This window comes from Chryseobacterium herbae (assembly GCF_025154075.1).
Taxonomy (GTDB): Bacteria; Bacteroidota; Bacteroidia; order Flavobacteriales; family Weeksellaceae; genus Chryseobacterium; species Chryseobacterium herbae.
Map to the genome: position 1 here is coordinate 99,062 of NZ_JAOAMU010000001.1, position 26,104 is coordinate 125,165.

The following is a 26,104-nucleotide window of genomic DNA, read 5'->3' on the forward strand; positions in this document are numbered from 1 at the left end:
CCCTTTTTCCTTAGATACCGTATACAACGGAAGAGATAATCCCTTTATCAATTCCATTTTTACGATGCAAACTGTGTACGGTGTCAAAGCTCATGAATCCTTTGTCGGGATTCAATACTGCTTTTAAATTAAAATTTTCTGGGTAACTTAAAGTATACCCTGATGTAAGACAATCAAACGGCCATATGATCATGACCTTAGCCAAGTACAACCATGATCCGTGCGCTATTAATGTATAACGGAATAATTCCGGACCGTTCTATGAAAGGACGGAAAACAGATGTATAACCCTTAAAAAGAGATTATGATGAGAGATTTTTTTGAAATGATTTTTAAGAGAAATGAAGATGCCGCAAAAATGAATATCTGGAGCCTTATGCTTCTGCTAAGCTTTGCTGTTTTTTCCGTATTGGTATATTTTATATATGCTACAAAACCAGGTTTTAACAGTTTAATAGTATATGTAACTGCATTTGCAGCTTATCTGGGCTTTGGACTTGTATTTATCAGCTCCCTTACCGGAAAAATGAATTCTTCCCAAATGAGGAAGAAATCCAGACACGCATAACTTTAATTTCAATTTTACTAGAAAGCCGTTCAATGAATTTGAACGGCTTTTTTTATTGATCTGCAGTTTTATGATGACTTCTAAGAATATTTAATCTCGCGCAGATTTTCCAGACTGCATTATTTTAAACCATTAAGATCAATGAAGATGATAAGGAAAATTAAGAAAAAAATCAGCTGATTTTTTTAAGTGATGCCACTTAAAGCAAAGCTTAGCTTAAATGCTCTTAAAAGCTTAAAAAGCTAAATGTTTCAAGTTGAAAAAGATTGGCGATTTATATTTTTTTAAGCACAAAAGGCACAAAAGTTTTTACTCTTAAACACTTTAGTTTTAAAAATTTTACCGTCCTGGAAACAATAAGATCACATAAGTAGAAAATCAAAGAGTTTCATAAGAACTTATGTGTACTTTCTATGCGCAATCTATTTAACTTCAAAAATGACTAAAGTGTTTAATAAGTTTTTGTGACTTTTGTGGTTGAAAATTTTTGTTTAGTCTCCAAAAGTCATACACGCATACATGCACCAACCCTAAAACTCTAAGACTCTCAAACCCTCAAACACGAAATCACACTTTCAAAAACTCCTTCTTCTCCAATTTCACCTCTATCACCTTTCCATCTCTTCTGATCTTCACATGGATGGCATTTTGCCCACTTTCAACTCTGTTGAGGAAATAGTGGCAGGCGCCATCTTTATCCAGGTTTTCCAGGTTGGTATTGTTGATGCTGATGATCGCGTCCCCTACTTTTAATGGGAAATTTTCTTCCTGAAATACGAAAGCAACGGTGGGTTTTGCATCTATAAAGCGATATCCGAATCCGAAAGACTCCAGTTTGGCCGGTTCATTTTTAATGCGTTTCATGTAGATTTTATTTCCGGTCCAGTCGAGGATGAAAATAAAGTTTTTAAAGAAATCATTTCCGATCAGGCTTGTGCTTCCGGTAGCGATAATTTCATTTAAAAAACTTTCATTACCCAAAGACAAACCTGCCGTCCTGAAAATATAGCCCGGAGCGGGTTTTGCAGCCCCATATGCACCCACTGAGTTCGTTCCATAGACTTCTACACTTTTTAAAGCTTTTTCGGCGTTATACGCGTTGTCTGCGATTTTTAATCTTCCGGAAAATCCGGTATCAAAGGTTAGATCTATTTTTTTGCCTTGTAAATCGGTTTCTACAACAGGAGTTTTCTGTGCTCTCGGACTAAAGGGAATAACAATATCGAAATCTGCGGGGTTAAACTGAGCAAGATCTTTTGACGCTTCCATTGAGTTTTCCGAGTAATTGATTTTCCAGAACAGCTTCGCCATTTGGTTTGCTCCCAGAATACCGTCTATTTTAAAACAACTCAATTCTGAAATACTGAAATCCATCACCACAGCTCCTACATCCTTGAAAACGGCTTTATCAACGGTCATTTCCGGCAGAATGGTAAAAATCTGTTCGTGTTTATTTTTCTGTGAATCCTTTACGGTACTTCTGTGTTTTTTCTCCAGTCCCAGCTCAGTATAAACCGCCGTAGAAATCACGGTTGGCGCGCCAGTATCAAATAGAAAATTGTAAGACTTCCCGTTAATGCTTACCTGTACAAAAGGCAGATCATTGGCAAATCTAAGGTTAATCTTTTCTACCGGATTCTGAAGCTGTACTTCCCCGCTTTTGAAGAATTTCTTCCCTTGGGCGGAAATGGTGGTTGTGGAGAGAATGAGAAGCGTGTAGAGGATTTTTTTCATGTGGATAATTTACCACGAAAATAAAGCTTTTTATGGATTTTGGAAATGAAAAAAATAAGTTCACGGATGGAAATTTTATTTTTCCAATTGTAAGACTTGAAAATCTACACCTATCGCACGCATCTGTCTCGATAAATCTATTAGAGTAAATTTAGCAATATTTGAATCAAACTTTTCAATATTACTATACAAGCTTCTTTTTTTCTTAGCTGCATCTAAAACAGACAAAACAAAAACAATTTTTTTATTTTTAAATAAATTTATAAATTCCTCTTGATCAATTGTATTAAATTGCTTTTTGACTTTTTTATAATAATCATCTTTCCCTGTGTAATTAAATGACTTTTCATATAATTTTCTTAAGTAAGCGTAATCTAATCTTGAATCTTCTTCTATCTTTTTTGCAGAAATCAAAACTTGATTGCAAAGATCTCTCATAGAGTTGTCAAAGCCCTTTTTTACATGGTAAAAATAAACTATATTATTAATTTCATCAATTTTCATTAAGTCACATGCTTCAATATTCAATGGCGTAATTTTATCAAAAACATAAGTGTTTTTATATCCTAAATGGCTTGCATTGAATTCATTCTCGTTTCCAGAAGACCACTTGTTTAATGGTGAACTCTTATATTTATTTTCACTTAAAAAAATTTTAACCTGATTATTTACATTTTCAACAAAGGACTTTTTAACAATGTACCAATCTTTTTCGATGAAAAAATAAGAGCTTCCCTCATAAGTAATTTCAGTACAAAAATGATCTATAAGCTTGTCGAGTGTTAGTGTATTTCCATTTTCATCAAAAGTCTCAATATATGAGTTTAACATTACTTTTTTGAATTCATTATATTCTAATGGTTCTTCCAATTTTTCATCTAAAATTTCAAATACTGACTGGACTTCTCGAATAATTCCGTCTGTTTCTTTTTCTAAGTTAGCTTTTCCCAATTTAAAATATAACAGACTATACGAAGCATAAAAATATCTTTCAAATTCTTTATTACTGATTTCCACACTAAAAAAATTATTTCTATCACTATAATTATTATAGATCTTTTTTAATATCTCATCAAATAAAGTATCAAGTAAAACCTTATCAGTTCGCGTTATTTTCTCGATACTATTTATCTCAATAATATTAGAATCATCTTCAAACAACTTCTCACATTTTTCAATTATTTTCAAAAGTTCTTTAAATGATATGGATTTCTTCAATAAAAAAGAATTTTTTACAACACAAATACTGTTAGTTTTAATATCAGTATGTTTAAAACCAAATTTTTCAACAAGAGTTTTTTTATCTATTAGAGCATCGAGTTCATTATAGATTTTAGAATAATCTTCATTTTCGTATAAATTGTAATCTTTTCTGAAAATTTTAATTTCACCTTGAACTCCTCCTGTCAAATTACGTTCTTTTGTTGCTCGTAGTGCCTTGTCATCCAATTTAATGATTCTTGACAAAATTTGGATTCCAAAATCTGTTGTCGCAATTTCTTGAATTGTCAAATGTGCATAACCACCTGTTGATGAATAAATTTTTCCAGTTTTGTTACTTTTAAAAAAAAGTATATAGCTTTCGGAAATAGATTCTTCAAGTTCTAATATCTTTTCTTCTGCTAACGATATTGATCTTATAAAATCTTTCCATTTAATTCTGTTTTCAGCTCTTTTGTAAAACAATTTAATCTCATAAGCATCATTTAGATTTTGTTTTATCTTTTGCTCATCATATCCTTTATTTCTTAAAAACAATTTTAAATATTTAAAGTCAATTGACTTTATTTGAACCCCTGTTTTGGTTTTTACCATAATTTTATCTCTTAGAAGATAAATATTATTTTGAATTTTTTCACTCATATTAACTATTCTTTAGTCTGCTTAATTTTGAAATCAATAAGTTTATTTATTAACATTATTCTATAGTCTTGAATTTCCATAGAATCATGCTTGTTCATATTTTTCAAAAGATTTTGATACTTATCCATAAGAGGATTTATTTTCTCATTAACTTTCGAAGGTGAAAGTTTTTTACTAACACCTTTTTCCATCCAACCTTGAACTTCGTTAAGAATTATTACAGCTTCTTTCTTATTAAGATCACTTGAATCTATTATAGTTACATTTTCTATTCTATCTGTATTTATCTTTTTGTTACAGGCAGTCACTAAAGTAATGAACGTTAAAAATGTGATGACTTTTTTCATTAGATATTTGGTTATTAACTTTTTCAAATCTAAATAATACCATATAATAGTACCTTACGGGAATCCGTATTCTATCCTTATTTTCAAACATTTACATATAAAAACAAAAAAAAGCCGTCCTCACGGACGGCTTTCAATATTTTAGATTCTCAATTACTGTACTTTCACAAGCTCAACATCGAAAACTAACCAAGCGTTTGGTGGAATAACACCTCCTGCTCCTCTTTCTCCATAAGCCATAGCCGGTGGGATCAATAAGGTAGCCGTTTCGCCCTCTTTAAGCAATAGGATTCCTTCATCCCATCCTTTGATTACTCTTCCCATTCCGATTGGAATTTCGATAGGCTCGTTTCTTTTGAATGAAGAATCGAATTCTGTACCATCGATTAATTTACCTGCATAGTGTACAGATACATTGTCACCAGATTTAGGAGCTTTTGCACCTGCCACTGTTTTTGTGATTTTGTAGTATAATCCTGATTCAGTTTTCTGCATTCCAGTTTTAAGGTTTTCTACCATTTTGTCCTGGTTAGCTTTGAATTCTTCTTCTTTTTTCTTTTTGTCAGCCTCTTCTTTAGCGATATAGGCTTTATTGTTTTCTGCGATTTTAGCTTTTCCTTCCGTGAAAGTTTTTGCTGCATCGTAGTTTTTGTAAGCATCACCTTTTCCGAAAATAGAAACTTTCTCTAAAACGATATCAGTTTTAGGCTTGTCCTGAGCTCCTTTTTCTACGTTAGCAATCGCATCGATCACATCATTACCTTTTACCACTTTTCCGAAGATCGTGTGTCTTCCGTCTAACCAAGGGGTAGCCACTTCAGTGATGAAGAACTGAGAACCGTTCGTGTTAGGTCCGGAATTCGCCATAGAAAGGATTCCTTTACTTGTATGTTTAAGGTCGTTTTTCTCGTCCTCGAATTTATATCCCGGATCTCCCATTCCTGTTCCCTGAGGATCACCTCCCTGGATCATGAAATCTTTGATCACTCTGTGGAAAATAGTTCCGTCATAAAAAGGAACTCCTTTTCCCTTAGCTTTGTTATCTATTTTCCCTTCTGCAAGACCGATAAAATTGGCTACAGTTACTGGTGCTTTTTTGTCTTCGAACTGCACGATCAGGTTTCCTTTAGAAGTCTGAAGATTTGCATAAAGTCCGTCATTAAGACCTTCGTAAGTTTCTTTGTCTACGTTCATTTTTTTATAGATTGGGGTACAACTCATCAGCGAGATACTTGCCGCTGCCAGAATTATATTCTTGTTAAACAATTTCATTATTTATAGAGCTTTTAATTTTATGATTAATGGTATATCGTTGTCTATATTCTTTTCGTCTCCAAAAGTCCCGTAGGCCAGTGAAGAAGGTACCAAAAGCGTTACTTCCTCTCCATCATGCATAAAACGCAAAGCATTCTCTACCGCTTTCAGTTCATCAAAATGCCCGAATCTGGCATCTCTTCTTTCAAAAGGTTTATCGTAGATCTTGGTTTCATCAAAATCATACAGATCATAAGAATAAGAGATCGGCGTATCATCCGCTCTTCTTGTTCTCTGATCAAAACCTTCAACCGTTACCCAGTAATTAAGCTGTGTAGGATAATACTTCACAGACTGACCCTTGATCCAATCCTGGATCTGGCCCCGTTCTATCGTATTCAGATTCCTCATCCTTTCCCTGGAAACATCCAGATCTTGCTGGCTCAATACTCCGCCAATGGGAGGACGGGCCTCGGGTGCTTTCCGGTTACAGCTTAGCAGGCATACTGCTGATATGAAGAGTAATTTTTTCATAAACTTTTGCGAAAATACGCATTTCGGGGAAATATTGTTCAATAGGTTTTAAAAAATTTTGGAGAAAATGGTGAAGAATTTCCGGGAAATTGGATTGTGGGAGATTTAAAGGTTAAAAAAATTCAAGAATTTAAAAAATTCACACACAAAAGTTTCTTTCGAGCACTTCATTTTATTTAAAATTTACAGATTTTACTCCAAAAAAGTACACTTAAGTTTTATAACAAAATCTGCTCAATTGGTTTGATCTGCGAGAAACTTTTTAAACCATTAAGCCTTTTTAAGTTTTTAAGAATATTTAAGCTAAACTTCGCTTTAAGTGATGTTGTGCAGCTTAAAAAATCCATTGGGTTTTCTCTTAACTTTTCTTATGATCTTCATTGATCTTAATGGTTCAAAATAATCTCCCGCAGATTTCACAGATGACACAAATTCTAGCTTTTGAGCTTTTTAAAAAAAAAAAATCACCCCATAAAGAGGTGATCCTATATTTTGTTATTGGAATATTATTGAATGGTCACTTTAATCATCTGTGGTAGTGAAGGAAGTGTATTAAATTGATTTGGATTCGCTAACTGCTGTACCGGCTGGCTTTCCGTTTGCGCCGGCTGGGATCCGATATGTGCCCCAGGATAAGAACTCATCAGGGTTCCGTTGTCAAAAAGTCCCATAATTGAAGAAATATCTCCTCTTGTTGAACCGTCTACTCCATTATTAGTGGCTGCAATGAACCAGTCATTGGATTGTGCGTACATCATAGCCAATGCAATACGGTCTCCTTTACGGGCAGAAATGGTCTGTGAGGCTTTACCACCATTGCTCCCGTTGATTCTGGGCTGTAAAATATTGGTCGTTGGATCTTTAAGAACAAATACTTCTTTTACACCGGGTTTTGTTTTAAGGAAATTCGCCAGAACATCTGCGTTCCCTTGTTGGGAAAGTTCCTTCAGGCCTTGTCCGCGGTCATTCTCTCCTGTTTTAAAGATAGGATTCTCATTACCACTGTATACTACGACCACAACTGGCGAGAAAGCAGAAGCAGGACCCGTAATACCAGTAAGATACTGAGTTAAAGGGGTTACTTTTCCAGTTTCGGCAAGATCGGTCAATCCGTTGGCTGACAGCTTACCCGGCGAAAAAATAGGATCTTCTTTTACAATGGTCGTTCCTGAGCTATGAGATACCGCCCAGACTCCCGCACTGATAGGGGTTTCATTGGCTGTGCCGCCAGAGGTATTGGTTAATTTTAAAGTGAATTTCGTGCCTCCGTCATGGGTAAGCTCAGCTTTCAATAATTGTGAAGCAGGAACGCCTAATGCAATTTCCGAAACATTTAATTGAGGAGATTCTGCTGTACCCGGAGGAGTAAACGGAGCTGCAGCAGCTTGATTGACACGTGTCCCGTTATCCCAAAGCCTGATCTGTGAAGATACATTACCGGTTACCGGATCACCATTATCCTGATATAGTTTTATACCCGGGTTGGCAGGAGCAAAAAAAAGATCATAACTCTTTCCGTACATGGCAGCAAAGCTTATTGCCTGGCCTTTTCCTGCATAAAAGCTAAAAGAAGTAGATTCGCCCGGATTAAGAACTGGTGATGAACCCGCATTCTGAAAAGTTCCGAACTGTGACAGAGATTTACTTTCAATTACATTTTCTACGGTGATTACGGCTGAATCATTAACCGCCATTTCTCCATCATCATCACTGCTGCATGAGGAAAAAGCTAAAACGCTCATTAAAGAAAGCAGACCAAAAGGGAGTTTGAACTTTACAAATTGCATAGTATTCTAAATTTTCTGAAAAATTACCAATATTTAACGAGAAAATAAAAAAACCGGCAGAATAAATTTCCGCCGGTCCTATTATTGAGTCAAATAATGTTTAAATTAAACAGTCTCCAAAACATCTTTTTCAACCACAACTCTCCATCCGAAAGAATCTTCGCTAAGGTTGTTCTGAAGGTCTGTAAGATCTTTTTTAAGAATTGCTGCATAGCTCTCCTCATCAGATAATCTTGGAAGTTCAAGCTTTACTCCCTGATATCCTAAAGCCTGGAATATAGTAGTTACCACTGCTGTTCCAACTCCCCAAACTTCTTTCAATGTTCCGTTTTTCTGAGCTTCTACTACAGTTTTTACTGCTACAGGCTCTATTTTCACTTCAATTCCTCTTTTCTTAGCCAATTGGATGAAGCTGTCTCTTGTTACTCCGTCAAGGATTTTTTCAGAAGTAGGCGGCGTATAGATCGTATCGTTAATTCTTACAAATACGTTCATCGTTCCGCTTTCCTCGAAATACTCATGAGTAGCGTCATCTGTCCAGATGATCTGCTCATATCCTTCTTCAATAGCAAGCTGTGTAGGATAGAAAGAAGCGGCATAGTTCCCTGCTGCTTTAGCTGAACCTACTCCTCCGCTGGCTGCTCTTGAATAATGATCTGAAATTTTTACAGAAACAGGTTCTGAATAGTAGCTTTTCGCCGGTGTTGCAACGATGGCAAACATATATTTATTGGCAACTCTTGCTTTTAGAGCTTCCTCTGTAGCAAAAATCAAAGGTCTGATATATAAGGACATTCCTTCTCCCTGTGGAATCCAGTTTCTGTCGATATCTACCAATGCCTTTAATCCGTCTAAAAACATTTCCTCAGTTACTTCAGGCATTGCCAGACGGCTTGCTGATTTATTGATGCGTTCAAAATTCTTTTCTGGTCTGAAAAGGAAAACCTGCCCGTCTTTGTCTTTATAAGCTTTCATACCTTCAAAACAAGCTTGTCCGTAGTTTACACCCATCATGGCCGGAGTAAATGGTATAGGACCGTAAGGAACCAATTTTACATCACCCCATTTTCCATTTTCATACTCACATATCACCATATGGTCAATAAAAGTACTTCCAAATGAAAAATTGTTCGGATCAAAGTCCGAAAGTCTGGAGTTTTCAGTTTTTTGAATTATCATTTTTAAAAATTTTTACGATGTTCTACAAATTTAACATAATTTTCTAAATATAAAAATTTTGGAGTAAATTTGACAAAAAAATAGCTTGAAAAGAGAGATTAAGACCACAAATGATGGTAGTAAAACATTGTTTATCAATGATTTAAATGAAAACTACCATTCTCATCATGGAGCGCTTCAGGAAGCAGAACATGTGTTTATCAAAAATGGATTAAATCAATTAAATGATTGCGAAATTAATATTCTAGAACTCGGTTTTGGAACAGGTTTGAATGTTTTGGTAACAATTAATGAATATTTAAAAACTGACAAAAATCATGTCATCAACTATTTTTCGCTCGAAAAATACCCCATAAATGAATCTGAAATTAATGATTTAGCCTACTTTGAGCATTTTGATAACCCGGAATTCAAAAATATTTATCAAAAAATTCATCAGGCTGAATGGGGAAAATCCACTGAAATCATTTCCGGTTTTAATCTGAAAAAGATAGAATGCGACTTCTTTGACCTGAAAACCATAGACTTACCTAAAATCAACATTGTCTATTTCGACTGTTTCGGAGCGAGAGTACAGCCGGACCTTTGGGAAAAACCGCTGTTTGAAATGGTTTCCGACAAAATGTCCGTTAACGGTTTGTTAACAACCTACTCTTCTAAAGGAAGTGTCAGAAGAATTCTAAAGGAGCTTAATTTTAAAGTAGAGAAGAAACAGGGACCTCCGGGAAAACGCGAGATGATTAATGCTATAAAAATGGAAGATCAGGAAAATCCTGAAAGCTAGACAACCTATGAAACCCATAGATAAATTTGCAGATTCCTATATTGGCCCTTTCCACTTATTTCCTTATTTTAGCTATACAAAATAGTATATATGATTGATAAGATCAACATTAGAGTGTATGCATGTGCAGTAAAAGATAAAAAAGTACTGACCCTGTTTGAAGAATATGCCGGTGAACCTTTAATGAAATTTCCGGGAGGAGGTTTGGAATTCGGAGAAAGCCTAATAGAATGTCTTCACCGTGAATTTGATGAAGAACTGAATGTAAAGATAGAAGTTGTAGAACATTTTTATACGCAGGAAGACTTTCTGGCTTCCCGTTTCAGAGAAAATGAACAACTGCTTACCATATATTATATAGTCAACATTACCACCGAAGAAGACTTCCTCATCCTTGATCCATGTATTGAAAGAACAGAATGGATCGACATCGACACTCCGGATAATCCTTTTCCACTTCCGATCGACAGAATCGTATTCGATAAATTAAAAGAAAAATTCCTGTAAGCGACTTACAGGAATTTTATATGTATTCTTTTATTTTTTGACTTTAAAATCTCCGGATCCGGGATAAGGCTGCAGATATCCGGAATTCCAGTTGGACTGAAGTAACGACTCTATAAACTCGTCTGTTCTGTTCTTATGTGGGTTGTATTGGTCTTTCAGATCAATATCCGCCATCTTCCCTTTTACATTCCACCAGAAAGCACTCCATCCGCCTCTCATTTCTTTAATGATCTCATAAACGTTTTTTCCGGTTGCCCTGTTCATCAGCTTGGCAAAAACCTGGCCTTCCGTAGTGGTAAGATCCCTAAGCTGCTTTTCATACTGGTCGGCAAGCATATTCTGTCGCTCTTTTACAAATTTCCTTTTGGCTTTGCTGTCCATATCAGTCATATCAGCCTGAATGTCTCTGTACTGCTGAAGTGCAGTGACAAACAGCGGATAAACCCTGTTCAGCTTTTTATTAAGGAAATAATAGTAATTTTTATCCAGCTGATTATTAAACCGCGGTTTATTGACAAGAACCAACTCATCAAGCACTACTACAGGTTCACCATTAATTTCATAAACCTTGATCTTTTGACGTTCATCATAATAGTACTTATTACCGAACTCATCAGTTTTTAAAGATTCAGCAGGATATTGGTTAAGAGGTTTTGCTACAATAGAATCCTTCTGACCAAAAACACTGACTCCCAAAAAGAAGATAAAAAGACAGACAATCTTAGTAAAATTCATTATTTTTACACTTATAATAACAAAAATTACACGCAAAAATCATTCCCTTTTATGAAATTTGAAAAGAAATCTTTAAAATTTTTAGAAAATTACCTAAACACCTCTTCACCAACAGGTTACGAACATAAAGGACAAAAAATATGGATGGACTACATCCGACCTTATGTAGATAAAATTGAAGTAGATCATTACGGAACTTGCTATGGGATAGTCAATCCGGAGGCCGAATTTAAAGTAGTGATTGAAGCTCATGCTGATGAGATCTCATGGTACGTCAATTACATTACAGACGACGGATTAATCTATGTAATCCGAAATGGAGGCTCAGATCAGACCATTGCCCCTTCAAAAGTCGTTCATATCCACGGTGAAAACGGAATTGTAAAAGGAGTCTTCGGATGGCCTGCCATTCATACGAGAACCAATCAAAATGAACCGGTTCCGAAAATTGAAAATATCTTCATCGACTGTGGTGCAGTTTCCAAAAAGGAAGTAGAGGAAATGGGGATTTATGTGGGATGCATGATCACTTATCCGGACGAATTCTTTGAAATGAATGACAGATATTTCGTCTGCAGAGCATTAGACAACAGAATCGGAGGTTTTATGATCGCGGAAGTGGCCAGACTTTTAAAAGAAAATAAGAAAACAATTCCTTTCGGGCTGTATATCACCAATTCCGTACAGGAAGAAGTCGGTTTATATGGTGCTGATATGATCGCTGATACCATTAAGCCTAATATCGCCATCGTTACAGACGTTACCCACGATACCACTACCCCAATGATCGAGAAGAAGAAAGAAGGTGATCAGAAGTGTGGCGATGGACCTGTGGTTTTCTTTGCGCCAAGCGTTCACCATACGATCCGAGAATTGATTATTGACACTGCAAAAGCTAAGAAAATTCCTTTCCAGAGAGCAGCTGCCAGCAGATCTACAGGAACGGATACCGATGCCTTTGCCCACTCTAATGGCGGCGTACCAAGTGCATTAATTTCCCTACCTTTGCGCTATATGCATACAACGGTAGAAATGGTCTCTAAAGAAGATGTAGGCAACGTGATCAAGCTAATCTACGAAACACTTCTGAAGATTAAGCCGGAGATGAAACTGAAGTATCACTAATAAAGACACCAGATTTCAGACATCAGATAACAGACTTTAATGATTGTGTTTACTTATCCACTTTAAGAGTCTGACATCTGATATCTTGCATCTGACATCTAAAATCTAAGTAAAAATGAAAACGAAGCTTATTGCTCCTTCCCTTTTATCCGCAGACTTTGGGAATCTGCAAAGAGACATTGAAATGCTGAATAATTCCCAGGCAGACTGGTTCCACATCGATGTGATGGACGGAAGATTTGTACCCAACATTTCATTTGGTTTTCCCGTGATGAAAACTGTTCAGCAGCATGCTAAAAAATTCGTGGACGTTCATTTGATGATCGTGGAACCGGATAAGTATGTAGATGAATTTATCAATCACGGTGCAGATCTTATCTCTGTGCATTATGAAGCATGCACACATCTTCATAGAACGATTCACCATATTCAGAGCAGAGGCGCAAAAGCAGGCGTTGTTTTGAATCCATCCACTCCGGTTCTGATGCTTGAAGACATCATCGCTGATGTAGATCTTGTTCTCTTGATGAGTGTAAATCCAGGATTCGGAGGACAAAAATTCATTGAAAACACGTACAAAAAAATTGCGGAAACTAAGGATCTTATCCTGAGCAATAATTCTACAGCTTTAATTGAAATTGATGGCGGAGTCAATCTTGAAAACGCATCAAAATTATTCGAAGCAGGTGCAGACGTACTTGTTGCCGGAAATGCAGTTTTCTCTGCAGAAAGCCCGGAAAGAACAATTGAATTGCTGAAAATTTAAACGTTTTTAAAATATAGTCATACGAAAAGGCAGCTGAATCAGCTGCCTTTTCTTCTAAAAAAATATATGGGTTATTAGTCTACCTGTTGAAAATTAAAGCTCAGATCTCCTCCGTTATAATCCTGCGAGATATTGGTTGGAAAAACCTGGGATGAAGTTGACAGCCATCTGTATTCCAGAAATTTTATATTTCCTGCAGTAACCGGATAGACTGCATTGGTGTTATCGGGTTTATTATTCTTGTACCAGTCATTGGAATTCATCGTAATCATGTACTTTTTATCTTTTTCCAAAGCAAGCGCTTCAATCGCTTTCGTCAATAGAGTATTCGATGTCGCTACATTGACTACCTCTGTTCTTAAGATTGTTTTAGAAGTGTAATCCCAGATGGTAATTTTCAAGGCTGGATTCACATCCGGCAGTTTCACGGTAATAGCATTGATCTTTCCTTTTACATTAGGAGAAAATACGAGACCGAATTCATAATTTCCGGCATTGATAAAATTGGTGACTGTGGTAAATCCTGTAGTTTCATGGTACTTATTTAATGGATTCTCCTCAGCATACACGATGGGTTGTGGAACAGCCTCATCTTCATCTTTACTGCAGCTTGCAGTCATCAATACTGAGCTGAGAGCTATTGCTTTACATAAATTTTTAAGAGATAATGATCTCAAAGCGAAAAATACTTCTAAATGTTTCATGGGTTTTAATTTTAATAATTGATAGAGCAAAGATTAAAATAACCCGGAAGTAAAACATCAGGAAAAACACCTATTGAGAGGAGCTATTGCACCGTTTTTTGTTTCAGTCTAAAACTTGGGGAGTAAGTATAAATACAAACCTCATAGGTTTCTTTATTTAAAATATGCCTTTTGATTTTCAGAATATTTTATTTAAAGCCACAAAAGACCGTTTATAATGATGTACTTTCGCAGATTTAGCTGATGGAACAGATTCTAATTTCACGCTTTTTTAAACATTAAGATCTATGAAGGATGTAAGATTAGTTAAGAAAAAATCAAATGATTTTTTAAGCTATACTTCTTAAAGCGAAGCTAAAACTTAATATTCTTAAAAACTTAACAGAATCTTAATGGTTTGAATTTTTTCTCCCCAAGTTTTGAGACTGAACCGTTTTGCACATGATTCTTTTTTTTGCAATCGTAATTAAAAAAATAAAAAGGCAGCTCTTGCGGGCTACCTTTCTTCTTGCGGAATTTGAGCTTATGTGGTTATTAGTTTTTTTGTCGTAAGACTTAGTGCTTTAGATTCCCAGTGCTATTACTTATGTAAAAGTCCTAATAAAACCCTATATGATGCATCCGTATAAATACTGAATTATACCATTAAGTATTTATACGTAATCTCTTAAGTTATTGCTGCAAATGCTTGCTCCAGATGCATGCAGAAGCCACTAAAGCAATACTTATCACCGAAAATACGGTTCTCACATTGTTTAAAAGATTCCACCTGTTTTCAAAACTGTCGCGCATCTGCTTCACTACATCTGCTGTAGATCCGGTGATATCAAACTTATCCAGCATGTCATTCAAAGGAACATTTCCGGCAATGGTTACTCCAAAAACGCCTATCAGATAAGCTGCAGACGCCAACAAAAGAAAGATAAAAGCCGGCTGATCTCCCCGGAACAGAAAAGTAGTTACCGGAAGTAGAATTGCAGTTCCCATAAAACTCAGAAAAAATACCGGATTAAGGATTTCCCGGTTAATGCTCTGCATAGACTTCAGATATTCCGAATCCGAAAGTTTGCCCAGTCCGAGCACTACAGAACATGAATAGGCATAAAAAAGCCCAGCGATCAAAGCCGTAAGCACGGCAGTAATTAGTAAAAATACCGTTGTCATTTTCATATATTTTGATTTGTGATAAAAACGCAAAAGAAATCCTAGTAAGGATTCCATTTTTTGATAATTTGCTGTGCGGTAATGATCATTTCTTCGTCCCAGTTTTCCGGTTTGAAATAATGAAAATTCCGGTTTTTAATAGCTTCGGTACTGTTTCCGTCAAACAACAGCCTGGTCAGCTCTGTCTGCTCATCGTGAAACAACAGATCTTCAATCGGTTGTGCATAGGTACTATTTTTTCTGTTCCAAATTTTCTCATGATCAACCGGATGATCTGAAAATTCAATAATTTCTTTAACCCGGTTAAAATCATCGAAAAAAAACTCTTTTTCAGCCTCTGTATTTAATGTATGCCCAAGCCTTTCAATAATAACATATTCTGGATGACATTGAATTAGCACTTCAGGCAACATCTGTAGTATTTCTTCCGGAATGCGGTCATCATGCGTATCTCTCCTTACCGGTTTCTTTCCGTAAGCACTTTCCTGCCAGCTTCCTCCTGAAAGATGAATTTCTTTCACTTTTTCTAAAGGATAAAGTTTGATTATCTCCTTCATATCAACTTCAAAATTGCAGGACTGACAGTAGATATTGTGAAGATCCAGAATAAGAAAGCCATCAATATCCTCTACCAGCTTATCGAGAAATTCGCCCTGTTCTTTTACATCATCCAGAGAAAATGAAAAAGCTAGGTTTTCAACTCCCACGGGAATTTCTACAGCATCCTGAAGCCTTATCAATCTGTCTTTTCCTATCTCAAGCGTTTTTGGGAGCAATGGAACCGGTAGCGGAACGCCTTGATGAAAGTTCTCGGTGTTCATAAAACCGAAATGTTCTGTAATATGATTGTATTTTCTTCGACTTACCTCTTCTTTTAATTTCTTAAGCCAGGTTTCCTGCCTGTCCGTCCATCTCGCATCAAAAAGAGAATAGTAAACACCATGGCCTAAAAGCCTGTTATTTCCTGCGTAAAAATCCAGAAGACCGGAAAGCCATTCCGGTTCTTCCACATCATAAAAGGTGTCAAAAGACCACTCCAATACCTCCACAGAATGAGTTTGCAGGATAGGAAGTATCGCGGAAACAAAATCTGCTTCCGGCATCATAGACAGTCCCAACAACGGCTTTTTCATAGACTATCCCATTCCGCAGGCCGGACATCCGCCACCATATTTCAGGATAGTATCTCTTTTCACAACCTTTGTAGGTTCGGCTTTTACAGTCTTGGGGGAATCCATTTTTTTCACTTTTTTCACGGACTTAGCTCCCTTTTTCACAGGTTTTGTCGTTTGTCCGGATACACTTACAGCCAATAAGCTGGCCATTACTAATGCTGGAATTTTCATATTCTATTTTTAATGAAACTTACAATAAGTATTCCATTTATGATTATGTTAAAAATACAATAATTCAACGTATAAAATTTTGAATTTTAAAGTTTAGACTTAATATTTTATTATTGAAGTTAAGATTCAGCTTCATTATCCAAAAATCAGATCTTCTTTGTTTATATTTAGGCTTTAAATTAAAAAGGAAAATGAAAAACAGGAGGATCCAGGCCTTTTTCTTAGGACTATTATCTATATCATGTACTCTTCAAGCTCAAACAAAGCCGGCAACCGACACAAAAATGGAATGGTTTAAAAATGCCAAATTGGGTATATTTATCCACTGGGGCATTTATTCTGTGGATGGAATTTCTGAATCATGGTCGTTTTTCAATAATTATATCAATCATGAGAATTACATGAAACAATTGAACGGGTTTTCAGCTTCTCAATACAGACCAAATGAATGGACCAATCTGATCAAAGAATCCGGTGCTCAATATGCTGTAATCACCACCAAACATCATGACGGCGTTGCTCTGTGGAATTCAAAAGCTGAAAAATCCATCACGATCCCTGCTCATTCCCTGGCAAAAAAGGATGTCATGACTCCTTTCGTTAATAGCCTTAAAAAATCAGGATTGAAAACCGGACTTTATTTCTCCCTTCCCGACTGGAGTCACCCTTATTATGACAACAACACCCGTACAAAAAAGCGTTATGACCTCAAAAATGATCCTGATCGATGGCAGCAATTCGTCACTTATTACCAGACACAACTTGGCGAGCTCTCTTCTCAGTACAATCCCGACCTGTTATGGTTCGATGGCGATTGGGAACACACTCCTGAGGAATGGAAAGCGACGCAGACCTTGGATTTATTGAAAAAATACAATCCGGATATCATTGTTAATTCACGACTTAACAAACATGGCGACTACGACACTCCCGAACAGGGAATTCCCGTTGTAAGTCCTCAACAAAAGTATTGGGAGCTCTGCTATACCATGAACGATTCCTGGGGATACCAGCCTGATGATGAAAATTACAAAACACCGAATATGATCGTCCGAACGTTGGCAGATGTTATCAGTATGGGAGGAAATCTGCTTCTTGATATCGGACCAAAATCTGATGGTACTATTCCGGAAAAACAGGCTGAAATCCTTAGAAATCTCGGAAGATGGACCTCAAAAAACAAAGAAGCCATCTATGGAACAAGCCAAGGTCTTCCATTTGAAAACTTTAAGGGAAAATCTTCGTTTTCAGGAACAGGAAAATCGGTTTTCCTATATCTTGAAGAAGCCAAAGATTTTGTGAAAGTATATGGTTTAAACAATAAACCGGACGCTGTAAGAATTGTCGGAGACGATCATGCTCAAGTCAATTTCAGTTTTACGCATGATAAAACAATGACTATTGATCTTTCGAACGTGAAGTTTGATCAGGATGTTACCACTGTAGAACTTGTTTTTAAAGAAAAGCCGCTTTTCCTGAAGAACTTCCCGACAGACTCTTATTCTCTTACTGACATTCTTGAGCAAAAAAACACCAAAATGGCAGCTTATGACCTTGCCAGCCTTTTGTATAGCGGAAATAATCTCCTGAACGGTTCAGGACTTACCAGCGACGGACAGGATATGAAAATTTCAAAAACGTCCAAAACCAACCTAGAAACTTTGCAATGGGTCAGCAAACATGCCGAAGCATTATATGAAACAGGAAAAGGGTTACCAGAAGGACATTATTCCGGAATGAGCACCCTTTCGAAAGACAGGCAGACCGTTTATCTCTTTGTTGAAGGAACCCCCACAGGTACTGTAGCTTTGAAAGGGGTAAAAAATGGCATCGCAAGGATCAGAATTGTGGGCGAAGGATCGATCATCAGTCATAAGATCTATAATAAACTTTATTGGAGCAATACTCCGGGAATTATTTACATAGACCTTCCAAAAAACAGAATTGATAAAAACATGACCGTTATTGCCATACTATTGGATAAACCTTTAGATCTGTACAATGAGAAGGTCGGCGCCATTGAAAATAATTTATAATCTATTATTCAAGACATTATGTCATAAAAAAAATCCAGAGACCATGCTCTGGATTTATATTTTGAGGTAGTTTTTCTTAGAAAATCTCTCTTCCTGAAAAATGGAATTGAGCCTCGATAAGAGCGTTCTCGTCAGAATCTGAACCGTGAACAGCGTTTTCACCGATGCTTCTTGCAAACATTTTTCTGATCGTACCTTCCGCTGCATCTGCAGGGTTTGTAGCACCGATCAATGTTCTGAAGTCTTCTACTGCATTATTTTTTTCTAAAACAGCAGCTACGATAGGACCTGAACTCATGAATTCTACCAATTCTCCGTAAAACGGTCTTTCAGCGTGAACTTCATAGAATTTTTTAGCATCAGCTACAGTAAGCTGAGTTAATTTTAATGCTTTGATCTTAAAACCTCCTTCTGCGATCTTACCTAATATAGCACCGATATGTCCGTCTGCAACTGCATCAGGCTTAATCATAGTGAATGTAATGTTAGACATAAATGTATATTTTTTTAATGCCGCAAAATTACAAAAAATATCTTTGATTTTTATTTTAATTTTTTTTTAACATAAAAATAACTTTTATTAAGAAATACAGAAAAAACTTTGGCACAGTAATTGTTAATTCTATTACGATTCTCATGTTTAATTTGAGTTTTCATGGTTATTAGTTTTTACCCAGCTTCGGCTGGGTTTTTTATTTGTAAAAATTTAACCATTATATTGCGAATGTGATAATTTTTAAAACCCATTAAAATCATATTAATACCTTATTGCTTCTATTTCAATCAATGGCATAAAATTAATTTTTTAATATTTTTTTGGTCTCTTTTCCGTAACACTCTATTAATTTCAAAAACCAGCCCTATCTGACCAAATAATTAGGACAAAAGGTGGAGTTATTCTTAAAATCGGCCCGCTTTTTCCTACAGAAGAAATTCTGACTACAAAAAAAATAGCTTTTTTCAGAGCCGGTTCAAAAATACCAGAAGTAATTTATCCTTGTCAAGGTTTTGAAATCCTGACAAGGATAATATCCAGATAGCAGTTTACATTCTCTTGGTTCAGAATCTGATCATTTTTTGAAGATTTCAAGTCATGAAAATTCGCTTAGATTAATCTGTCAATCTAAGGTTCTTACAAAATATCGTTGTTAATTGGGAATATGTTTATTTTTGAGCAGCTTCTTCCGCCTCTTCCATCAGTTTTATGTAGTTGGCATAACGGGAATACTGGATTTCTCCGGTTTCAAGGGAATCGAGAACAGCACATTTGGGCTCATTAATGTGAAGACAGTTGTGAAACTTACATTCTTTTCTTTTCTTGAAGATCTCAGGGAAATAATGCTGCACCTCTTCTTTTTCAATGTCGATCATGGCAAATTCACGTACACCCGGCGTATCGATCACATTACCGCCAAAGTCCCAGAAATGCATCTGAGCAAAAGTGGTGGTATGTTTTCCTTTTAGGTGGGAATCTGAAATTTCAGAAGTTTTTAAGTTCAATCCCGGTTGCAATGCATTAACCAGAGTAGATTTTCCACACCCTGAATGTCCGAAGAATACAGAGGTCCTGTCTTTAAGAAGATCCTGAAGCTGATCAAAATTCAATCTGGAATAAGAAGAGATTTCTAAAGTATCATACCCGATTTCCTGATAAAGGAATTCAATATCCTTCACCAGTTCTATTTCTTCTTCGTTCAGAACGTCGATTTTATTGAACAGGATTAAAGGGGTAATATTATATGCTTCGCAGCACGCCAGGAATCTGTCAAGGAATCCCAAAGAAGTTTCAGGATGTTTTAAAGTAAAGATGAAACAGGCAAGATCTATATTGGAAGCAATGATATGGGCTTCTTTTGAAAGGTTTACGGATTTTCTGATCAGGTAATTGGTACGTGGTTCTATTTTGGTAATCCACGCAACATCATCCTGCTCCAACTGAAATTCCACAAAATCTCCTACGGCAAGCGGATTGGTCAGTCTTGTCTTGATGAGTTTGAATTTACCCCGGATTCTGGCTTCGAAAATTTTGTCTGTTCCGAATTCCATCACCTGGTACCAGCTGCCTGTAGATTTAATGATTTTTCCTTTCATATGATAATTGACTGCAAAGATAAGCAATTAGGGCTTAGGGTTCAGGATATAGTTGAAAACAAATCATATAATTTTCCTTTAATCCAGATGCCCTAAGCCCTAATATTATTGGTTTAAAAGACTCAAGACAGTTTCCCAATCTCTAATCCCAAATCCCACAATTCTTATCCTATTTATCTTTCGATCATAATACTGTTCTGTACCTCAATAGATTCTTCGTGAATCGCTTTGAAAACTTTCTCAATAAATTCCTGAGACATTCCGGTTTCCTTCGCTTTCTGATTGGCGTATTCTGTGATCACTTTCCATCTTTCCGGCTGGAAGATCGCAATGTCATTCTCTTTTTTAAGCTTACCAATCTTTTCAGAGATCTTCATTCTTTGGGAAAGAAGTTCAATCAACTGGAAGTCAAGATCAGAAATAAGCGTTCTGTGTCTTCCCATTTCGTTGTCGAAACCTGCAAGACCTGAATTTCTTACTTTTAAGTTGCCGATCAGTTGTGCCAATACTTCCGGAGTAATCTGCTGTGAAGCATCGCTCCAAGCCTCATCAGGATTGCTATGTGTTTCAATGATCGCTCCCTGGTATCCTACGTTAAGTGCTTCCTGTGTAATATCTGCAAGACCTGTTCTGTTTCCGCAGATGTGTGAAGGGTCGATCAACATTGGAATATTGGGAAACTGGCTCTTGAAATCAAGGGCAATCTGCCAGTTCGGGTTGTTTCTGTATTTTGTTTTCTGGTATGTCGAGAATCCTCTGTGAATTACCCCAAGATTTTTAATGTCTTGTCCTAAAAGTCTTTCCAAAGCACCGATCCATAAAGCAAGATCCGGGTTTACCGGGTTTTTCACGAATACCGGCTTGTCTGTTCCTCTTAATGCCATCGCGATTTCCTGAACTGTGAAAGGGTTTACCGTAGAACGTGCACCGATCCACAGAACATCAACATCAGCTTCCAGGGCTGCAAATACGTGGTGGGCGTTCGCTACTTCTGTAGCCGTCTTGAATCCGTATTCTTCCTTTACTTTTTTAAGCCAGTTCAGACCGATTACTCCTACTCCTTCAAAACCGTTCGGCTTGGTACGAGGCTTCCAGATTCCAGCACGGAAAATAGATACCTGCGCATTGGTTTCTCTTATTCTTCTGGCGGTTTCAAGCATCTGAGCTTCACTTTCCGCGCTGCATGGTCCCGCGATCATTAAAGGCTGTGAAAGCTCATTGATCCACTCGTTTTTTACATCTATTAAATTCATATTTTTAAATTTATTGTTTTTATTTTTTTAGATTAACAGCAATAGTCCTTTCATTATAAAATTTACTTTATAATTCTTTTCAAAAAATGCCGTTCAAAATGGTTTAAAGGAATCAGGAAAATAAAAGGACTTTAATTCTCCTGTATTTTTTGGAAAGAAATTCAGTTAGCAGTACCAATAAAATCGATAATACGTTCTGAAATTTCTATAATAGACAGCAGAAAAACTAAAATAACCGCTAAAGAAATTAGCGGGTGAAGGAGACAGATATGGGTTTGATAATCTTTCCACCTGGATTCTGAAACTTTTGTTCGTTTAGTTTTAAATCTGATTTGTTTTTGTCAAAAACTTATTTTTCACAAAATATTTGACAAAGATATAAAAAAACTGATTCTCACAAAAAAAAATTGAGATAAATACAAAAAAATTAGGTCAGATCAAACTTCATTAAATCGTCAAGATCCTTTAAAAGCGGGTTTTTTTCGATAAATTTTTCGAAAATTTTTCTTTTGGTCACCACTTCGATCTTGAGATTATCGAAATCTCTCTGGTAATCTATATCAATAGAATGATTGTGAACCTTTGTCTTGAAATGATTGAAGAATTCTCCTGCGATCTTGTCAAATTCCACCTTGGCAGAATCTGAAGGATATAAAACTTTAATAGTATGCTCGCCAGATTTGACCAGCTTAAATGCTTTTACGGCATTAAAGATAAAGCTGTTTCTTTTCTGAAGCTGTTTGAGCATAAGATTCCATTCCATCTGCAGATCTGTTTCCGTGAAATGGTTCTGGGGAAGATTTTCAGTTCTTACCACTACGGTTTCTTCTTTTACTTCTTTGTCCTCTTTATTCAGAAAAGAATTAATGCTGAAGCCTGAAGAGACTCCCTGTCTTGATAAGGGTTTTGTGGTTTTAACAGTATTTTCCTGAACGGGTTCAGGCTGCTGAGCAGGTTTCTCTGCTACGGGTTCTTTTTTCTCGGGGGCTTTTTCCGGGATCTTCACTTCCTGTTTCTCACTGAGAAACGGGGCCAGTATTAAGAACTTTTTTTTTTAGTATCGCCTAAATTAGCTGTCAGGGAAGACAGCTGCATCAATGCAATTTCTACTGTAAGTCTTGGATTCTTTGAATTCTTATAATTGATATCCGCATGATTGCAGATCTCGACGGCGTCGATGAGCTGCTGGGCATTCCATTTCTGGCTTTGCTCTACGAATTTCACCTTTGTCCTCTCCCCGACTTCAATAAGTTCTATGGTCCGTGCATTCTGGGCCATCATCAGATCTCTGAAATGATTTCCTAAGCCTGCAATGAAAATATGGGGATCGAAGCCTTTTTTCACAATATCATTAAAGGCGAAAAGCACATCGGGTATTTTGTTTTCTTTGGCCAGATCCACTATATTGAGATACTGGTCATAATCCAGGATGTTCAGAACTTCTGCCGCTTTAGCCAGGGTAATATTTTTCTGGGAAAAGGTGGAAAGCCTGTCAAAAATGGAAAGTGCATCTCTTAAAGCACCGTCAGCTTTCTGAGCAATCAGATAAAGCGCATCATCTTCGTACTGGATATTTTCTTTTTGGGCTATATTTTTTAAATGTCCCTGGATATCTTCAATGGTAATCCTCTTGAAGTCATAAATCTGGCAGCGCGATAAAATGGTAGGAATTATTTTGTGCTTCTCTGTAGTCGCCAAAATAAAAATAGCGTGCGCCGGCGGTTCTTCAAGTGTTTTAAGGAAAGCATTGAACGCCGCAGAAGACAGCATGTGCACCTCATCGATAATATAAACTTTATATTTACCTACCTGAGGCGCAAAGCGGACCTGATCTATCAGTTCTCTGATATCATCCACGGAATTGTTGGACGCCGCATCCAATTCATAGATGTTGTAGGCGAAGCCGTCTTCTGAAACAGAACCGTCCTTTTCATTGATCTTTCGGGCCAGGATTCTGGCACATGTAGTTTTACCTACACCCCTTGGACCGCAGAAAAGTAGGGCCTGAGCCAGCTGATTTTCCTCAATAGCGTGTTCCAGCGTATCTGTAATATGAGATTGCCCTACTACAGTGTCAAACTGCTGGGGACGGTATTTTCTTGCAGATACGATAAAATTTTCCATTGGTCAAAAATAAGAAATATAGTTTTAATTTGAAAATTAAAAGTTTTCAAATATCAACAAAAACTGATTTTCGATAAAATTGGAAAACTTTTAATCATTACTTTTTTTCTGATAAAAATAATCTATGATCTCAACAATCACTTTTTCAACTTCAGATCTACCTTCATCAGTTCTCATATCAATACCACAGAATTCTGTTCCATTGTAGGCAGGGAATAGGTTCAAATAATAAACTCCGGCAACCACCAAAGCTAACATGGCTCTTAACCTTGTCGCATCTTCTCCGAAGTAAGGATCTGTAACATTCTCAAATAAATTAGCTCCTACTTCTTCTCTTTGCTTTAGGATATTTTTGAGTATAGGCTTGCTTTCGGAAAGTTCCCAAAGAATAATCTTTTGCAGTTCTTTATTTTTTTTCAAGCTCTCGAATTGCGCCAAAATCCCCTGAGTCAGAACCTCTTTACCTTTTCCGATATTGACTTCTTCTTCAATATTCGGGCTGAATTTGGTCCAGTAATCCTGGGATTTTATATACTCGTCAATCAGCTTATCAGTACTTCCAAAGTACTCATAGATCAGCTTTTTGTCGAAACCGGCTACTGCTGCAATCTTACTTACTTTCAGACCTGAGTATCCTTTTACTCTTAAAATTTTACCAACTGCTGCGAGCAGTTTCTGCTTTGTTTTTTCTTTGTCCCTAATGGGGCCTTGCACTACTTTTCTGGGCATAATTTATTATTTTTTTGCAATATGCAATTTTTTATTAATATCATCAAAAACATTCAGTGTTTTGTCTAAATGTTCTTTTTCGTGTCGAGCTGTTACCGTCATCCTGATACGCGCATCTTTTCGAGGTACGGCAGGATACATTATAGGATTTGTATAGACTCCTTCTTCAAGCAATATTCTCCCAATATCCCACATTTTACTTTGATCTCCAATTTTCACAGGAATGATAGCTGAGCAGGTGATACCGGTATCTAAACCAAGATCATTAAGCCCTGTTTTAAAATAATTGATATTATCCCACAGTTTATCTTTCCAGAATGGTTCTTCATCAATCAAATCAATTGCTTTCAAAATTCCGAAGGAAGAAGGGGGTGCTGTTACTGAGAAAATATGCTGTCTGGACTGGAACTTAAGGAATGATGCTATTTTTTTATTAGCAATCACATATCCTCCCAAGTTACCAAAAGTTTTACTACATGTTCCTGTTATAAAATCTACCTTATCCAATAAACCATCGTCCTCAAGGGCTCCTCTTCCGGTTTTTCCCATTACTCCTACACCATGTGCATCATCTACCATGAGATAAGCATTGTATTTTTTTACAAGATCATAGATTTCTTTAGCTCGTGAAGTGTCCCCTTCCTGAGAGTAAACTCCATCTAAGATAACTAGCTTCGTACGGTACGTATTCTCAGATACCTTCAAAACATGTTCCAAAGCTTCCAAATTATTGTGAGGAAATGTTTTTTTATTTGTAAAAGCACATCCTTCGTGTACACTGGCATGTACTCCCATGTCTAAAATAGCGATATCTTCCTTCTGCATTAATATCTGCAAAGTAGCGCTATTAGCTGCATATCCGGTGGTAAATAATATCACCTCTTCCTCATCTCTTCCAAAAAAATCAGCAATCTTTTTTTCTATCGCATTATGATAATCAAAATATCCACCGATCAGGGGTGATGCACCTGTTCCTGTTCCATATTTTTCAATTCCTTCAATGGCGGCCTCTTTTACTTTCGGATGTTGTGTAAATCCTAAATAATCACTGGAGACAAAACTTACATAGTTTTTATTTTGGTTGGCAATATCTATATTTAATGTTGCATTGCTGCCTGACGTATTTTTCAGTCTGTAATTCATATGTCCTCTGGACTTCATATGGTCCAGGAATTCATAAAAATAATTCGCTCTTTGGGCAATATCATAATCTGATATATTCTCAAAATCTTTAAAAGTTGCTGTTTCAAAATCGATACTCATCCTTAATGGTGTTAGTGTTAGTGTTAGTTGTTTGTATATATTAGTTGTTTGAAGAAACAAATATATGATTATTTAAAGCTTGTAAAATCTATCCATTATATTAAATATTACACATTATAAAAGACGTTTACCTTATGATCTGATAATCAAATCACTTTGCTTATCCATATATCTATTGAGTGTTTCAAGGGTTAGTTATTTTTTTAATGAA

25 protein-coding genes are annotated in these 26,104 nt (G+C 36.4%); 6 read left to right on the forward strand and 19 right to left on the reverse strand.

What is annotated here, in order from left to right:
* The first annotated feature begins 304 nt into the window (after positions 1–304).
* Positions 305–568: a hypothetical protein gene (locus N0B48_RS00455; RefSeq protein ID WP_259835597.1), complete on the forward strand. Its 264-nt coding sequence runs from the start codon at positions 305–307 to the stop codon at positions 566–568.
* A 567-nt stretch (positions 569–1,135) separates the two neighbouring features.
* Here N0B48_RS00455 and N0B48_RS00460 read toward each other — a convergent pair.
* The 7 genes from N0B48_RS00460 to N0B48_RS00490 all read right to left on the reverse strand — a co-directional run bounded on the left by N0B48_RS00460 (position 1,136) and on the right by N0B48_RS00490 (position 9,266).
* Positions 1,136–2,302: a retropepsin-like aspartic protease gene (locus tag N0B48_RS00460; protein WP_259835600.1), complete on the reverse strand. Its 1,167-nt coding sequence runs from the start codon at positions 2,300–2,302 to the stop codon at positions 1,136–1,138.
* 75 nt (positions 2,303–2,377) lie between these two features.
* Positions 2,378–4,165: a DUF6119 family protein gene (locus N0B48_RS00465; protein ID WP_259835602.1), complete on the reverse strand. Its 1,788-nt coding sequence runs from the start codon at positions 4,163–4,165 to the stop codon at positions 2,378–2,380.
* 5 nt (positions 4,166–4,170) lie between these two features.
* Positions 4,171–4,512, reverse strand: a complete 342-nt coding sequence (locus N0B48_RS00470; RefSeq protein WP_259835605.1) for a hypothetical protein — start codon at positions 4,510–4,512, stop codon at positions 4,171–4,173.
* A gap of 153 nt (positions 4,513–4,665) precedes the next feature.
* A complete protein-coding gene (locus tag N0B48_RS00475) occupies positions 4,666–5,733 on the reverse strand; it encodes a peptidylprolyl isomerase (RefSeq protein ID WP_371830617.1) in 1,068 nt (355 codons plus the stop codon).
* A 54-nt stretch (positions 5,734–5,787) separates the two neighbouring features.
* On the reverse strand, positions 5,788–6,300 hold the full coding sequence (locus N0B48_RS00480; protein ID WP_259835607.1) for an FKBP-type peptidyl-prolyl cis-trans isomerase: 513 nt from the start codon (positions 6,298–6,300) through the stop codon (positions 5,788–5,790).
* 506 nt (positions 6,301–6,806) lie between these two features.
* Positions 6,807–8,087, reverse strand: coding sequence for a spondin domain-containing protein (locus N0B48_RS00485; protein WP_259835609.1), 1,281 nt, complete (start codon positions 8,085–8,087; stop codon positions 6,807–6,809).
* 105 nt (positions 8,088–8,192) lie between these two features.
* Entirely contained in the window at positions 8,193–9,266 is a 1,074-nt protein-coding gene (locus N0B48_RS00490) for a branched-chain amino acid aminotransferase (RefSeq protein WP_259835611.1), read from the reverse strand.
* Between the two features lie 85 nt (positions 9,267–9,351).
* Here N0B48_RS00490 and mnmC2 point away from each other — a divergent pair, with 85 nt between their 5' ends.
* Together mnmC2 and N0B48_RS00500 are read left to right on the forward strand one after the other, a co-directional pair.
* Positions 9,352–10,050 (forward strand): tRNA (5-methylaminomethyl-2-thiouridine)(34)-methyltransferase MnmC2, encoded by a 699-nt coding sequence (gene mnmC2 / locus N0B48_RS00495; RefSeq protein ID WP_259835613.1) that lies wholly within the window; start codon positions 9,352–9,354, stop codon positions 10,048–10,050.
* 90 nt (positions 10,051–10,140) lie between these two features.
* Positions 10,141–10,557, forward strand: a complete 417-nt coding sequence (locus N0B48_RS00500; RefSeq protein ID WP_259835615.1) for an NUDIX hydrolase — start codon at positions 10,141–10,143, stop codon at positions 10,555–10,557.
* Between the two features lie 30 nt (positions 10,558–10,587).
* Here N0B48_RS00500 and N0B48_RS00505 read toward each other — a convergent pair whose 3' ends face one another.
* The gene (locus tag N0B48_RS00505; RefSeq protein WP_259835617.1) at positions 10,588–11,292 is read right to left on the reverse strand and encodes a DUF4294 domain-containing protein; all 705 of its coding nucleotides are present in this window, start codon (positions 11,290–11,292) and stop codon (positions 10,588–10,590) included.
* A 51-nt stretch (positions 11,293–11,343) separates the two neighbouring features.
* Between N0B48_RS00505 and chrP the strand changes: the two genes are divergently transcribed.
* Both chrP and rpe read left to right on the forward strand, forming a co-directional pair.
* Positions 11,344–12,417 (forward strand): chryseobasin maturation metalloprotease ChrP, encoded by a 1,074-nt coding sequence (gene chrP, locus N0B48_RS00510; protein WP_259835618.1) that lies wholly within the window; start codon positions 11,344–11,346, stop codon positions 12,415–12,417.
* 115 nt (positions 12,418–12,532) lie between these two features.
* Complete coding sequence (rpe, locus tag N0B48_RS00515; RefSeq protein ID WP_072923387.1) at positions 12,533–13,183, forward strand: ribulose-phosphate 3-epimerase; 651 nt, start codon at positions 12,533–12,535, stop codon at positions 13,181–13,183.
* A gap of 74 nt (positions 13,184–13,257) precedes the next feature.
* Here the strand turns inward: rpe and N0B48_RS00520 are convergent, their stop codons facing one another.
* The 4 genes from N0B48_RS00520 to chrA form a co-directional block, all read right to left on the reverse strand.
* The gene (locus tag N0B48_RS00520) at positions 13,258–13,887 is read right to left on the reverse strand and encodes a DUF4082 domain-containing protein (RefSeq protein ID WP_259835622.1); all 630 of its coding nucleotides are present in this window, start codon (positions 13,885–13,887) and stop codon (positions 13,258–13,260) included.
* Between the two features lie 672 nt (positions 13,888–14,559).
* Positions 14,560–15,051: a chryseobasin maturation helper ChrI gene (chrI, locus tag N0B48_RS00525; protein ID WP_259835624.1), complete on the reverse strand. Its 492-nt coding sequence runs from the start codon at positions 15,049–15,051 to the stop codon at positions 14,560–14,562.
* Between the two features lie 41 nt (positions 15,052–15,092).
* A complete protein-coding gene (gene chrH / locus N0B48_RS00530; protein ID WP_259835626.1) occupies positions 15,093–16,184 on the reverse strand; it encodes an MNIO family chryseobactin maturase in 1,092 nt (363 codons plus the stop codon).
* A gap of 3 nt (positions 16,185–16,187) precedes the next feature.
* Positions 16,188–16,397 (reverse strand): MNIO class RiPP chryseobasin precursor ChrA, encoded by a 210-nt coding sequence (gene chrA, locus N0B48_RS00535; RefSeq protein ID WP_259835628.1) that lies wholly within the window; start codon positions 16,395–16,397, stop codon positions 16,188–16,190.
* Between the two features lie 191 nt (positions 16,398–16,588).
* Here chrA and N0B48_RS00540 point away from each other — a divergent pair, with 191 nt between their 5' ends.
* Positions 16,589–18,433 carry an alpha-L-fucosidase gene (locus N0B48_RS00540; protein WP_259835630.1) on the forward strand — a complete coding sequence of 615 codons (1,845 nt, stop codon included), beginning with the start codon at positions 16,589–16,591 and terminating at the stop codon, positions 18,431–18,433.
* Positions 18,434–18,509: 76 nt separating this feature from the next.
* On the opposite strand, the gene N0B48_RS00545 is transcribed toward N0B48_RS00540, so the two are convergent.
* The 7 genes from N0B48_RS00545 to N0B48_RS00575 form a co-directional block, all read right to left on the reverse strand.
* Entirely contained in the window at positions 18,510–18,926 is a 417-nt protein-coding gene (locus tag N0B48_RS00545; RefSeq protein ID WP_259835633.1) for a nucleoside-diphosphate kinase, read from the reverse strand.
* 671 nt (positions 18,927–19,597) lie between these two features.
* Complete coding sequence (rsgA, locus tag N0B48_RS00550) at positions 19,598–20,524, reverse strand: ribosome small subunit-dependent GTPase A (protein ID WP_259835637.1); 927 nt, start codon at positions 20,522–20,524, stop codon at positions 19,598–19,600.
* Between the two features lie 173 nt (positions 20,525–20,697).
* Positions 20,698–21,777, reverse strand: a complete 1,080-nt coding sequence (locus tag N0B48_RS00555) for a chorismate mutase (RefSeq protein WP_259835640.1) — start codon at positions 21,775–21,777, stop codon at positions 20,698–20,700.
* 427 nt (positions 21,778–22,204) lie between these two features.
* Positions 22,205–22,783, reverse strand: coding sequence for a DUF8439 domain-containing protein (locus N0B48_RS00560; RefSeq protein WP_259835642.1), 579 nt, complete (start codon positions 22,781–22,783; stop codon positions 22,205–22,207).
* A gap of 32 nt (positions 22,784–22,815) precedes the next feature.
* On the reverse strand, positions 22,816–23,901 hold the full coding sequence (gene dnaX, locus N0B48_RS00565) for a DNA polymerase III subunit gamma/tau (RefSeq protein WP_259835643.1): 1,086 nt from the start codon (positions 23,899–23,901) through the stop codon (positions 22,816–22,818).
* A 90-nt stretch (positions 23,902–23,991) separates the two neighbouring features.
* Positions 23,992–24,630, reverse strand: a complete 639-nt coding sequence (locus N0B48_RS00570; RefSeq protein ID WP_259835645.1) for a TetR/AcrR family transcriptional regulator — start codon at positions 24,628–24,630, stop codon at positions 23,992–23,994.
* 6 nt (positions 24,631–24,636) lie between these two features.
* Entirely contained in the window at positions 24,637–25,893 is a 1,257-nt protein-coding gene (locus N0B48_RS00575) for an aminotransferase class I/II-fold pyridoxal phosphate-dependent enzyme (protein WP_259835647.1), read from the reverse strand.
* Positions 25,894–26,104 lie beyond the last annotated feature (211 nt).